Annotated in this window: 10 protein-coding genes; 6 read left to right on the top strand and 4 right to left on the bottom strand. The window is 36.6% G+C overall.

Features of this window, described 5'->3' with window-relative positions; translation table 11 throughout:
* Positions 1–156 precede the first annotated feature (156 nt).
* Positions 157–969 carry a ZIP family metal transporter gene (locus tag OCL94_RS00770; protein ID WP_262993567.1) on the bottom strand — a complete coding sequence of 271 codons (813 nt, stop codon included), beginning with the start codon at positions 967–969 and terminating at the stop codon, positions 157–159.
* A gap of 145 nt (positions 970–1,114) precedes the next feature.
* Here OCL94_RS00770 and OCL94_RS00775 point away from each other — a divergent pair, with 145 nt between their 5' ends.
* From OCL94_RS00775 to OCL94_RS00800, 6 genes are all read left to right on the top strand, one after another.
* A complete protein-coding gene (locus tag OCL94_RS00775; protein ID WP_262993570.1) occupies positions 1,115–2,995 on the top strand; it encodes an ABC-F family ATP-binding cassette domain-containing protein in 1,881 nt (626 codons plus the stop codon).
* Positions 2,996–4,768 (top strand): DNA helicase RecQ, encoded by a 1,773-nt coding sequence (gene recQ / locus OCL94_RS00780; RefSeq protein ID WP_262993885.1) that lies wholly within the window; start codon positions 2,996–2,998, stop codon positions 4,766–4,768.
* 93 nt (positions 4,769–4,861) lie between these two features.
* Positions 4,862–5,785 (top strand): ABC transporter ATP-binding protein, encoded by a 924-nt coding sequence (locus tag OCL94_RS00785; protein WP_262993572.1) that lies wholly within the window; start codon positions 4,862–4,864, stop codon positions 5,783–5,785.
* Complete coding sequence (locus tag OCL94_RS00790) at positions 5,785–7,299, top strand: ABC transporter permease/substrate-binding protein (RefSeq protein ID WP_262993574.1); 1,515 nt, start codon at positions 5,785–5,787, stop codon at positions 7,297–7,299. Before OCL94_RS00785 ends, OCL94_RS00790 begins: the two co-directional genes overlap by 1 nt.
* A 63-nt stretch (positions 7,300–7,362) precedes the next feature.
* Complete coding sequence (gene hisC, locus OCL94_RS00795) at positions 7,363–8,418, top strand: histidinol-phosphate transaminase (RefSeq protein ID WP_262993576.1); 1,056 nt, start codon at positions 7,363–7,365, stop codon at positions 8,416–8,418.
* 113 nt (positions 8,419–8,531) lie between these two features.
* Complete coding sequence (locus OCL94_RS00800) at positions 8,532–9,062, top strand: 5' nucleotidase, NT5C type (protein ID WP_262993578.1); 531 nt, start codon at positions 8,532–8,534, stop codon at positions 9,060–9,062.
* Positions 9,063–9,322: 260 nt separating this feature from the next.
* Here OCL94_RS00800 and OCL94_RS00805 read toward each other — a convergent pair whose 3' ends face one another.
* The 3 genes from OCL94_RS00805 to OCL94_RS00815 form a co-directional block, all read right to left on the bottom strand.
* Positions 9,323–10,243, bottom strand: a complete 921-nt coding sequence (locus OCL94_RS00805) for a diacylglycerol/lipid kinase family protein (protein ID WP_262993580.1) — start codon at positions 10,241–10,243, stop codon at positions 9,323–9,325.
* Positions 10,244–10,363: 120 nt separating this feature from the next.
* Positions 10,364–11,869, bottom strand: coding sequence for a peptide MFS transporter (locus OCL94_RS00810; protein ID WP_262993582.1), 1,506 nt, complete (start codon positions 11,867–11,869; stop codon positions 10,364–10,366).
* Positions 11,870–12,109: 240 nt separating this feature from the next.
* Complete coding sequence (locus OCL94_RS00815) at positions 12,110–13,618, bottom strand: peptide MFS transporter (RefSeq protein WP_262993584.1); 1,509 nt, start codon at positions 13,616–13,618, stop codon at positions 12,110–12,112.
* Between the last annotated feature and the right edge of the window lie 41 nt (positions 13,619–13,659).

The raw sequence follows: 13,659 nt of genomic DNA on the forward strand, positions 1-13,659 counted from the left end.
TCGTTTAATTCGGTCCTAACCGCATTAAAAACAGACTCTCAAACGGCGTTTTCAATGCAGGACCTCGTCAAATTTCACCACCACCGTCAAAATCAAAGAACGATTTTTTGGTGATGGTTCCAATTTGTTCGGTCCTAACCGCATTAAAAACAGCCTCTATCCCAATGACACATCTAATATCATCATAATCGTAAAGCCAATCATTAATCCTAACGTGGCTAAATCGGTATTATCAGATGATTGTGATTCAGGTATAAGCTCTTCAACTACAACAAATATCATTGCCCCTGCAGCAAATGCTAATGCATAAGGTAGTATCGGCGTAATGAGTAATACCGCAGCTGCACCGACCATCGCAAATATAGGTTCTACAATTGCCGAACCATGTCCATAATGAAATGCGCGCCATTTCGACTTTCCATCGCCATGAATCGGTAACGATAATGCGGATCCTTCAGGAATGTTTTGAATCCCAATCCCGATAGCAAGTCCTACCGCGGCCATCAACATTTGACTATTTCCTGAGACAACGCCACCAAAGCCTACACCGAGCGCTAGCCCTTCAGGAATATTGTGCATCGTAATCGCTAGGAATAATAACGTTGATTTCTTTAAATTCGTTTTCGGTCCTTCATGCACGTGACTTGGTTGTGCTGTCGGATGAATATGCGGAATAATAACATCTAGCATTCTAATAAACATTCCGCCAGCAAGAAAGCCTATCGCAGCAGGTATCCACGCCGTGTTGCCAGCTTTTTCACTAAACTCAATTGCAGGCGCAAGTAACGACCAGAATGATGCGGCAATCATTACACCGGCAGCGAATCCTTGCATTGTATTGAGGATTTTTGTATTTACGGATTTAAATAAAAAGACAACAGATGCGCCTAAAGCGGTCATCGCCCAAGTAAATAATCCGGCAAGTCCAGCTTGTAGCACTGGTGATAATTGACTAAACCATTCGAACATGTGTACCTCCTGTAGTAAAAAAGTGTATAATATAATACTGAAGTTTATAATACATAACTATATCATAAAACGACATTCTGTTATATCACAATTTGAACGTCTTCAGTGAAAGATAATCATGAAGCACATGCTAGGAGAAGATTATATGGAAGCTTATAAAATTGAACATTTATCAAAACAATATGGTGTCAAAACGGTCTTTGAAGATATATCATTGAGTATTTCGGTAGGCGACAAAATCGCACTCGTCGGCATCAATGGTACCGGGAAAAGTGCATTGCTCAAGTGTATTGCTAACATTGAAGATCACCATGGTATTGTCACGCACCCGAAAGACTTTACGATTGAATATGCAGCACAACAACCGATGCTCAATGAGGCACTATCGATTGTTGATAATGTGATCGATGAACATCATCCAGTCATGCAATTATTTAAACAATATGATGCATTGCTTAAACAAATGGAAACAGAAATGAACGATACTTTAATTGAACAGTTAAGTGCTATACAACAACGTATTGAACAAATGGATGGTTTCAGTTATAAAGCTGAGGCTGAAACGATATTAACCAAACTAGGCATTATGGATTTAGCGCAACCTGTATCAGCTTTAAGTGGCGGACAAAAGAAACGTGTTGCCCTTGCAAAGTCGCTGCTGAAATCACCGGATTTACTATTGTTAGATGAGCCGACGAACCACCTGGACTTTGAATCCATTCACTGGCTAATTTCATTTATCAAGCAATATAAGAAATCAGTATTAGTCGTGACGCATGATCGTTATTTCTTAAATGAAGTGACGAATAGAATTGTTGAACTGCGCAATGGTAAATTACATTTATACAAAGGCAATTATAATGATTATATTGGCCATAAAGCAGAACTTGAAGTGATTGAAAGCAAACAACAACAGAAAGAAAAGCAATTATATAAACAGGAATTAGACTGGATGCGCAAAGGTGCTAAGGCGCGAACAACGAAACAGCAAGCGCGTATTGATCGTTTCGGGGCGATAGAAGATAAAGTGAAGTCACATCAAACGAAAGAAACGATGGAAATTAATTTAGCGCATCAGCGCCTCGGTAAACAAGTATTTGAATTCGAAGCAATCGGGATGAATTTCGGTGACAAAGTACTATTTAAAGATTTTAATACGATTGTGCAAACAACAGACCGTATCGGCATCGTCGGTCAAAATGGTACTGGTAAATCAACATTATTAAATATTATTGCCCGCCTAATTGAACCGACTGCTGGTGCGATGATTACCGGACAAACCGTTCGCATTGGTTACTACAAACAAGATGATGTTAAACTGAATCAGGATTTACGTGTTATTGACTTTCTGCGTGAGAAAGCGGAAGCTGCAACAACAGCAACAGGTGAGAAAATATCTGTAACACAATTGCTTGAGCGATTCTTATTTCCATCCAACATGCACGGTACATACATTCATCGTCTTAGTGGAGGTGAGCGTAAACGATTATATTTATTAAGCATATTAATTGAAGGGCCGAACGTCTTATTACTCGATGAGCCGACAAATGATTTAGATACAGAAACTTTAACAATTCTTGAAGATTATCTGGAAAGTTTCAATGGCGCGGTGATTACTGTCAGTCACGATCGCTATTTCTTAAATAAAGTTGTTAGCACATATTGGTTTGTTAATAATGAACGTATCGATAAAGTATTAGGTGATTTCGATGATTATTTAAGTTATAAACAAATTGCCGATCAAGAAGAGAAACAGCGTAAAGAATCGACCGAGAAAGCAGAGAAAGCCACTGTGCAAGCGAAACAATCAACACGCGTTTCATACAAAGATAAACGTCGCTTCGAATGGCTTTCTAAAGAAATTGAATCGTTAGAAGCACAACTTGAAGCGATTGATGCAGCCATTGCAGGTGAATCTACGAATTATGATAAATTAAACCAATTGACATTAGAGCGACAATCAATTGAAGCACAGTACGAAACTTATTTCGAAGAGTGGGATGAACTGAGTGAACGAATGGAGTAAATCATGGAACGTATATTAAAAGAATATTTTGGGTACGAAGCTTTTCGGCCAGGCCAAAAGGCATTAATTGAGAATGCAATCCACAACCATCCTACTTTAGGGATATTACCGACAGGTGGCGGGAAATCAATCTGTTATCAAATCCCTGGTTTGATGAAAGGCGGACTAACACTTGTCATTAGTCCTTTGATTTCATTAATGAAAGACCAGGTGGATAGTTTAAATGCGAATGGAATACAGGCAGCCTATTTAAACTCGACACAAAAGGTGAAAGAAACAAAAGCAATCGAAACAAAGCTATTAAATGGCGACTATCAATTTCTTTATGTAGCACCGGAACGATTTAATCAGCGCGCATTTATCCATTTGTTATATCAGCTCGATATACAATTGATTGCATTTGATGAAGCACACTGTATATCGAAATGGGGTCATGACTTTAGACCAAGTTACCGCGAGTCCATTCGTGCAGTGATGACTTTACCGCATCAGTTTACGATTATGGCGCTTACAGCAACAGCAACCTTAGATGTGAAAGAAGATATATGTGACTTACTACATATCCAGCCTGAACATGTGATAGAAACGAGCACGAAACGTGAGAACTTATCATTTTTGATTGATCCAACATATCAAAAGCAAAAGCGATTAATATCTTATATTCAATCGCATAGTGAAGACTCTGGTATTGTGTATGCAAGTACACGTAAACAAGTAGAAAGTTTAAGTGAAGTATTAAAGATGGAAGACATCACACATACCATATACCACGCCGGATTAAAAAAAGATGAAAGAGACCATAATCAATCGCTATTTGTGAAAGATGATATTAAAGTGATGATTGCGACAAACGCCTTTGGAATGGGAATTGATAAGTCTAATGTACGTTACGTCATTCATTATAACTTGCCACAAGATTTAGAAAGTTATTATCAGGAAGCAGGTCGTGCAGGTCGAGACGGTGTAGATAGTGAGTGTTTACTGATGTTTGGTGATCAGGATATTAAATTGCAACAGTTCTTTATTGAAACGAGTCAGGATGAAGCGGTGAAAGAGCTCAAGAAGGAAAAGCTCAATAAGATGATAGCCTATACGAAGACGAAACAATGCTTACAGTCGACAATTATTAATTACTTTAATCCGAATGAATATTTAACGAAGTGCGGTAAATGTTCAAATTGTATTCAGCACATCGAAAATTATAATATGACGACAGAAGCGAAAAAAATATTAAGCTGCATCGTGCGCATTAAGACACCCGTTCATAAATTAATCATCACAAAAGTATTGCATGGTGAACGTGACGATGCGATTATCCATTCACAATACGACCAGTTATCGACATTTGGTTTATTAAAAAGTTATACGACGAGTGCTATTCAATCGTTTATCGAGACATTATTATTTAATGGATATATTATCGAACAACACGGTAAGCTTTACTGTCATGAAAGTGCGAAGGATATATTAACGGGAAATCAGCAAGTGATGACGTATTATAAAAGTCCATCGTATAATGAACGTGTTAAAATTACGACGATTGAAACAACAGATGAAAACTTGTTAAAAACGTTGAAAGATGTACGCAAAAAATTATCAGACAGCTTATCCGTACCACCGTTTACGATATTCTCTGATCATACGTTACAATTATTTGCATTAAAGAAACCGACCACTAAAGATGAAATGATTTTGATTGAAGGTGTCGGTTCATATAAATTAAAACATTATTGCCCTGATTTTATTGAGGCGATTAAAGCATATTCGGCATGACGTGTTAGTCATGTCTTTTTTATTTTTAACTTTATGTTTTAATATTAAAAATTAGGATATAAGTAAAACAATAAACTTTTTAAGAGGTGGCGTATGATACGTTTCGAAAATGTGACAAAACAATATAATGAGAAAATCGCTGTGAATAATATCTCTTTTGAAATTAAAGAAGGCGAATTCTTTGTATTAATTGGTCCTTCAGGAAGTGGTAAAACAACGACTTTAAAGATGATTAATCGATTGATACCACTTTCTAAAGGATTTATTTATTTTAAAGGGAAACCCGTCAGCGATTATAAACTGGATGAAATGCGCTGGGATATTGGCTATGTATTACAACAAATCGCGCTATTTCCCCACATGACAATTAAAGAGAATATTAGCCAGGTGCCATTGATGAAGCAATGGTCGAAACAACGCATTGAAGAACAAGCAGTACATTTACTGAACATGGTAGGATTACCTGCAGAAGAGTTTATGTACCGTTATCCAAGTGAACTTTCGGGTGGTCAACAACAACGTGTTGGTGTTGTACGTGCATTAATGGCAGATCCTCCGGTAATACTTATGGATGAACCGTTTAGTGCGCTCGATCCATTATCTCGTGAGAAGTTGCAGGATGATCTAATCCGACTGCAATCAGAAATTCATAAAACGATTGTCTTTGTAACACACGATATTGCTGAGGCGATGAAACTTGGCGATCGCATCTGTTTAATGAACAAAGGTCAAATAGAGCAAATCGGTACTCCGGAATCGTTCATTAATCAACCGAATAATGATTTCGTTAAGTCATTTATGGGAGATGCGATGATGAATACATTATTTGCACGTAATTATATGGATACTGCTATCAATTATGCAACGACAGCGTCAATTGATGCGCAAGCGAGTTCTAAAGAAGTCTTTCGTATGTTAAGTCAACATGAGCATGTTGCAGTGAATGAATCCGGTAATGTTATTGGTATCATTTCTCGTGATAAAGTATTTGCGCGTCTCAGTCAGGAGGCGAAATAATGCAGTCATTTATTGAAACATTACAAGATCGTAAATGGGAATTAGCTCAAACACTCTTTGAGCATATACAAATTTCATTTATCGCATTATTAATCGCGACATTGATTGCGATACCATTAGGCATTTGGTTATCACGCCATACGAAGATTGCAGAACCTGTTATTAATATTGCAGCAATCATGCAAACAATCCCATCTTTAGCGCTACTTGGTTTGATGATTCCGATATTTGGGATTGGTCGTGTACCTGCAATTATTGCGCTCGTAATTTATGCATTGTTACCGATATTAAGAAATACATATACAGGGATTAAAGAAGTTGATCCATCGTTAAAAGAAGCGGCTCAAGGTATAGGAATGAATACTTTCCGCCAACTGAAAAATGTTGAAATCCCAATTGCGATGCCGGTTATAATGGCAGGGATTCGTACGGCAATGGTATTAATTATCGGCACTGCAACACTTGCAGCGTTCATTGGTGCTGGTGGATTAGGAGATTTAATTTTACTCGGTATTGATCGTAATAATATGAATATATTATTACTTGGTGCAATTCCGGCAGCAATATTAGCATTGATATTTGATTTCATATTGAAACGCATGGAGAAATTAAGCTATCGCAAGATGATGATGGTAACCGGACTGTTATTATTATCATTTCTAATCGTAGCTATTTGGCCACTATTATTCCAGAAGGATAATCAAATGAAGTTTGCCGGTAAACTCGGTACAGAGCCAGAAATCATTACAAATATGTATAAATTAATCATAGAGGATAAGACAGACGTAAAAGTTGAAGTAGCACCTGGCATGGGTAAGACGACGTTTTTATTTAATGCCTTGAAATCAGATAATATCGATGGCTATTTAGAATTTACAGGGACAGTATTAGGCGAGATTACGAAAGAAGATCCGAAATATACGACAGAACAGCAAGTGTACAAGCAAGCGAACAATAGCATTAATCAAAAGTATCAAATGTCATTATTAAAGCCAATGCAATACAATAATACGTATGCCTTAGCGGTGAAAAGATCGTTTGCGGAGCAAAATAATTTGAAGACAATCAGCGACCTTCAAAAAGTGAAATCTACAATAAAAGCTGGTTTTACGTTAGAATTTAATGATCGGATGGATGGTTATAAAGGGATTCAAAAACAATATGGTATTTCGATTGACCATGTAAAAACGATGGAACCTAAAATTAGATATCAGGCGGTTGAACAAGGTAAAATTGATTTAATTGATGCATATTCAACAGATGCTGAACTTAAGAAATATGATATGGTTGTATTGAAAGATGATAAACATTTATTCCCGCCTTATCAAGGAGCGCCTTTATTAAAGAATGAAACGATTAAAGCTCATCCTGAAGTTGTGAAAGCATTGAATCAATTAGCAGGAAAGATTTCAGATGAAGAAATGCAGGCGATGAACTATGCGGTTGCATATGAAAATCAATCACCAGAAAGTGTTGCAAAAGCGTATTTAAAGAAAGAAAAACTGATTAAATAATCAGTCGGGCGAAATTTAGTGAAAATCATTGTACTGACAAAAAAATAGAAAGTAGGAACAGCGATGAAACCACAATTAAAAACACTACAAGTTTATTCAGCAGGTTTGTCAGAAGAAGCGTTAAAACGTAAAACAGGATTTACAGGATCATTTAGTCGTTTAGCAAGTAATGAGCATCCGTTTGGACCAACGCCTCAAGTGAAAGCGAAGTTAAGTGCAGCACTGGATGGTTTTAATTACTATCCTGATCCTGAAGCAACATATTTAAAATCAGAACTATCGGAATTTTACGGATTACCATCAGAACAAATACTCGTTGGGGCGGGATTAGATGAAGTCATTATGATGATTTCCAGAGCGATTCTTGAACCCTATGGTGAAGTGATTACTAGTGAGTCCACGTTTGTTCAATATGCAACGCATGCTTTAATTGAAAATACGACGTTAACAAAGATTCCTTTAAAAGAAGGTAAGTATGATTTAGTATCAATGAGTCAGGCGATAAGCGAGAAGACAAAATTAATCTGGATATGTAATCCTAATAATCCGACAGGAACGTATGTAAATGAAACAGAATTAAGAACATTTTTAAATCAAGTGCCGGAATCAATACCTGTAGTACTTGATGAAGCTTATTTTGAGTTCGTTGATGCAACTGATTTTCCGGATAGTTTACAGCTGTTAAAGGCATTTCCTAATATTATCGTGTTACGTACGTTCTCTAAAGCATATGGATTAGCAGCAATGCGGATTGGGTATGCACTGACATCGAAAGCGTATGTATCAGAATTTAATAAAGTGAAACTACCATTTAATGTGACGACTTTGTCACAGCTGGCAGCAAGCACTGCATTAGCAGATCAAGCATACTTACAAAATTATGTAAGACACAATCAATCAGCACGAGAATGGTTGTTTGCACAACCTTATAGTAAACATTTTTATCCGAGTCAGACTAACTTTATATTTATTAAGACAAATGAACCACAAGCGCTATTTGATACATTGATAAGTCATGGGGTTATTTCAAGACCGATGCCAAATGGAGTACGTGTGACGATTGGTACAGAGCAGGATAATCATAAGATTGATGCAGCGTTAACCGAATATTTCGGGTAGTACAAATTTTATAATAAATAAGCTAGACGGTAATCGTATCGTTTAGCTTTTTTTGTAGGTTGAATTATAATAGAAATAAGAAATGTTAGAGAATAATAAGAAGAGGTGCAGAGATGAAGAAGTCAATTGCGATTGATATGGATGAAGTGTTAGCAGATACACTGAAGAAAGTTATTTTTCAGTTTAATGAACGTACCGGGATGGATATTAAGAAAGAAGATTTATATGAGAAAAAATTACGAACTGAATATCCAGAACACGTGGACAAACTGGATGATTTATTGTTAGATCGTTCATTTTTTAGAGATTTAGAAGTGTTACCTGATGCGATTCGAGTTGTTGAGCGACTTAATCAACATTTTGATGTGTATATCGCGACAGCGGCGATGGATGTACCGACATCGTTCGATGCGAAATATGAATGGCTACGTGAACACTTTCCATTTTTAGACCCGCAACATTTTATTTTCTGTGGGAATAAAGGCGTTGTTGGGACAGATTATTTAATAGATGATAATCCGAGACAACTCACAGCATTTAAAGGTACAGGGATAATATTTGATGCTGTGCATAATCAAAGTATTAAAGAATTTGACCGTGTGAAAAGCTGGCTGGAAGTAGAACAATACTTTTTTGAAGATTAGTGAGAAGGCTATCGAATGAGCGTTTAGACGCATGCAAAGAATAAGTTCGCAATACACCCGAGTATTGCGAACTTTTTGTGTTTATAGTGGTAAGAAATCAAAGTAATCATATGTTATGTAGTGATTTAGTTCGCAATACACCCGAGTATTGCGAACTTTTTGTGTTTATAGTGGTAAGAAATCAAAGTAATCATATGTTATGTAGTGATTTAGTTCGCAATACACCCGAGTATTGCGAACTTATTGTTGATACATCCCACTTACTTTTCTTCGTTTATCACTAATCGATCGGTTGCTGTTAATATTTTTAGTTGACTTGGTACGATGCTCACGTGTAGTGGTGTAGACAAATCAATTTCTCCATCAACATCAACATCCATTGTTTCATCTGTTGTAATTTTTATTTGTTCTCCAGCAATATGCTCGATATTCTGACTGATTTCATTCCAATTAATTTCAGACTTCATCGCAATCATTTCAGTAAACAACTTCAGTCCGCTTTCTTTGAAGATAAATACATTCAGTTTCCCGTCATTCGGTGATAATTCAATGAGCGGTATTTTATTGCCGCCAACGAATGCACCGTTCGCCACAATAATCATAGATGATTCACCTTCATGTGTTTGTCCGTCAACATCAACGTGATATTTGAAGAAAGTAGGGTTAGTCACATTTTTAATCGTCGAGAATAAATAACTAAATTTCCCGATTTTACTTTTCGTATCCGGGTTCACGCTATTTGAATTTTCAACAATAAGCCCAAGTCCCGCAAAGTTAAGCGCATAACGATCATTCGTCTTCATGACATCATAATACTTTACTTCAGCTGCTAAGAGTTGCTGTGCTGCTTTAACCGGGTTAGGGTTTAACTGAAGTGTCTTCGTGAAATCGTTAAAAGTCCCACCAGGTAATATGCCAATCGGTACATGATGATTACCATCAATCATACCGTTCATTAATTCATGGACAGTTCCATCACCACCCAGTATTAAATAAATATCAAATTGAGTCTCATTGTGCGTTAAATAATCATAAATTTCACCTTGTTCTGTACTGCGATAAAGGGTTAATTGGTCTATTAACTGCGTTAAATGTTTACTCACTTCGCCAATAATTTGATGAACATCACCTTGCCCGGCTTTATCATGGTAAAAGAGTATGCCTGATTTAAACTTCTGCATATTATCCTCCAGCTTTCTTTCTAGTTTGTTTTAATTGTACTATTCCCGTTTTAAATTGGATTAATCAAATAAAAAAGCACTCAGGACGATTGTCCCGAGTGCTGTAATTGTTAATAAAGATTAGTGAATGCCTTGCATCTTCTTAGAAATAAAACGGCTTAATAAGAAAATAACAACACATAACATAATTGATAATGCACCGATAAATAAGAAGTAATTCGCATAACCAAGTGGCTCAATTAACTTCACAAGCTGTGCATTTAATCCTTGTGCAGTTGCATTAGATAAGAACCATAAACTTAGCATTTGTGAGTTAAAGGCAACAGGTGCTAATTTAACTGACGTTGCTGATCCTGTAGGTGATAAACATAACTCACCAATTACACAAATTAAGAATGATGCAACTAACCACATTGGGTTAATTAAGTGTGATGCACTTGCTGAATGTGCAGGTAACACCATGATTAAGAAACTAATACCAGCCATTAAAATACCAATTGCAAATTTAATTGGCGTTGACGGATTGTGTTTACCAAGCTTCGACCATAACGCTGAAATAACTGGCGCTAATAATACAACGAAAAATGGATTTAATGATTGGAACCACGCTGCTGGAATCATGAAATTAATACCGAATACTTTATTTAAATCAAGTTGTGTATATTCATCTGCGAAGATCGCTAACGTATTTGCACCTTGCTCTTGAATAGACCAGAACATGACACTCGCTAAGAATAATGGAATATAAGCAATTAAACGTGATCTTTCTACATCTGTTACATCTTTACTGCGATACATTGTTGTCCAGTAAATAATCGGTAATACAATACCTAAAATCGTTACAATAAATGAAAACGTATTAAATGTTAATAAACCTGTTGCAATACCAACAGCAATGATAACGATTAAAGCTAAAATAGCAATTGAGAAAATTCTTGCGTATTTTTTCTTTTCTTCACCTTCAAGTAAATGTGTTGGTTCAACCCCAACTAAACCTAATGCTTTTCTATTGAATATAACATACGCAATTAAAGCAAGTGCCATACCAATAGCCGCAGCTAAAAATCCGATATGGTAGTTATAGTTCTTTTGTAACGCCCCAACAACTAATGGTGACACGAATGCACCCATGTTAACTGACATATAGAAAATTACGAATCCAGCGTCCATACGGTTGTCGTTCTTATGGTATAAACCACCAAGAACGTTTGAAATGTTCGGCTTCATTAAACCTGATCCTACGATAATTAAGAACATTGACGCTAAAAATGCTGGCACACCGAACGGTAAACTCATTGCGATATGTCCAAACATAATTAAAGTTGCCCCGTATAATAGGGCACGTCTAGAACCTAACACACGGTCCGCTAACCAACCACCTAAAATACCTGTCATAAAGATTAATGCACCGTACATTGATCCAATACTTGCTGCAGCTGTCTTGTCCATACCAAGACCACCGTTCGCAATCGTATCGTACATATAGTACACTAAGATTGCTCTCATACCATAATAACTAAAACGTTCCCAGAACTCTACGAAGAATAGAATTCCTAACCCCTTAGGATGACCGAAGAATCCCGTTTGTGGAACACTTTCGACCATTTCTTCTCTTGTATACTTCATCTCTTCCACCCTTTCGATTTATAAATATTTCGAAAATTTATATTATTTCAGAATATTATTTTACCATTAAATTTTAGACAATCAATATGAGAATTAATAGTCGGAATTTTCAAAACTATTTTCGTTCAACGGTTTGTAACAATATTATAGTAAGCAATACGTGTTGCCATCATAAAGTGTAAAAGTTTATTGGTATAAAAAAAGAGGTATCCCTTAAAAAGGTATACCTCAAAAGTAATATTAATGAATACCACGCATAAATTTCTTCATAAATGGACTGATGACAAATAGCACGACAGCAAATGCTAAAGTTACAAGGCCGATATGACTGAAATATTGATACTTTTCAACTGAATCATAATAATTCACCAGTTGCGCATTAACGATTTGTGCCACAGTATTAGCCAGGAACCATACACTCATCATTTGTGATGTAAAGGCTTGTGGTGCTAATTTAGTCGTTGTTGCAAGTCCGACAGGCGATAAACATAACTCCGCCATCGTTACGAGTAAATAACTTAATACGAGCCACACTGGGTTCATTAAGTGGCCACCGTGTGTTAGTGGATAGACCATAATTAAATAACTTAATGCAGCTAAAAATAATGCAATACTAAACTTTACAACGGTAGGTGGATTGAAGCGTCCTAATTTCACCCATAACCATGCGAATACTGGCGCTAATGTCACAATAAATAATGGATTTAATGATTGGAACCAAGCTGCTGGAATTTTGAAATCAATCGCACCGTTTGTCAGGACGCCCATGTTTAATTGTGTATTCTTATCTGCAAATGTTGCAAGTACAGTTGATCCTTGCTCCTGGATACTCCAGAAGGCAACTGCTGCTAGGAATAGTGGAATATATGCGCCAACACGTGCTTTCTCATCTGCTGTTGCTTTTTTAGAGATAAACATATTAATAAAATAGAAGAACGGTAATACGATACCGACAATTGATACGACATTCATAAAGCTTGCTAACGATAAACTGTCTGTTGCTTTACCAATACCGAAATATGCAGCAACAATAGCAACAATAATGCTGACAGTGATGATTGTTTTATTCTTTTCTTCAGGTGTAACTGGGTTTGGAACATCTAAACCTGATAACCCGAGCGTTGGTTTAGCACGAAGTACATAAACAACTAAACCACAGAACATCCCAATTGCAGCAACCATGAACCCAGCATGGAAACCGACATTTTCTTGTAACCATCCTACAAATAGTGGCGAAATAAATGCACCTAAGTTAATAGACATAACGAATAGTGTAAATGCAGCATCTACTTTCGGATCATTCTTATGGTATAGTTCACCGACGTTAGATGAAATATTGGGTTTCAATAACCCTGTACCTAATATGATAAATAATAAAGCCGCTAATAATAAATTGAAATTATTCGGTAATGATAAGAGAATATGTCCAATCATGATTAAGATGGCACCATAGAAAATGGACTTTCGAGTACCAATGAAACGGTCAGCAAGCCATCCCCCGATGACACCACTCATATAAATTAATGCACCATATATCGATACAATTTGCATCGCAAGTGCATCCGGTAATCCAAAACCGCCATCTTTCACAGAATAATAAAGATAATACACTAAAATTGCTTTCATACCATAGTAACTAAAGCGTTCCCAGAACTCTGTTACCATTAATGTAAATAAACCTTTAGGATGACCGAAGAACCCAGTTCTCGGCATACTGTTCACAACTTCATCGCGTGTGTGTTGCGCCATACCCTTTTCCCCCTTGCGTATCAATGATACTTAAAATATAA

Source organism: Macrococcus capreoli, from assembly GCF_025628935.1.
Lineage (GTDB): Bacteria > Bacillota > Bacilli > Staphylococcales > Staphylococcaceae > Macrococcoides > Macrococcoides capreoli.

Bases quoted from the DNA above. Each gene is read 5' to 3' on its own strand.
- OCL94_RS00770 (WP_262993567.1), bottom strand. From the start codon at position 969: ATGTTCGAATGGTTTAGTCAATTATCACCAGTGCTACAAGCTGGACTT.
- OCL94_RS00775 (WP_262993570.1), top strand. From the start codon at position 1,115: ATGGAAGCTTATAAAATTGAACATTTATCAAAACAATATGGTGTCAAA.
- OCL94_RS00785 (WP_262993572.1), top strand. From the start codon at position 4,862: ATGATACGTTTCGAAAATGTGACAAAACAATATAATGAGAAAATCGCT.
- OCL94_RS00790 (WP_262993574.1), top strand. From the start codon at position 5,785: ATGCAGTCATTTATTGAAACATTACAAGATCGTAAATGGGAATTAGCT.
- hisC (WP_262993576.1), top strand. From the start codon at position 7,363: ATGAAACCACAATTAAAAACACTACAAGTTTATTCAGCAGGTTTGTCA.
- OCL94_RS00800 (WP_262993578.1), top strand. From the start codon at position 8,532: ATGAAGAAGTCAATTGCGATTGATATGGATGAAGTGTTAGCAGATACA.
- OCL94_RS00805 (WP_262993580.1), bottom strand. From the start codon at position 10,243: ATGCAGAAGTTTAAATCAGGCATACTCTTTTACCATGATAAAGCCGGG.
- OCL94_RS00810 (WP_262993582.1), bottom strand. From the start codon at position 11,869: ATGAAGTATACAAGAGAAGAAATGGTCGAAAGTGTTCCACAAACGGGA.
- OCL94_RS00815 (WP_262993584.1), bottom strand. From the start codon at position 13,618: ATGGCGCAACACACACGCGATGAAGTTGTGAACAGTATGCCGAGAACT.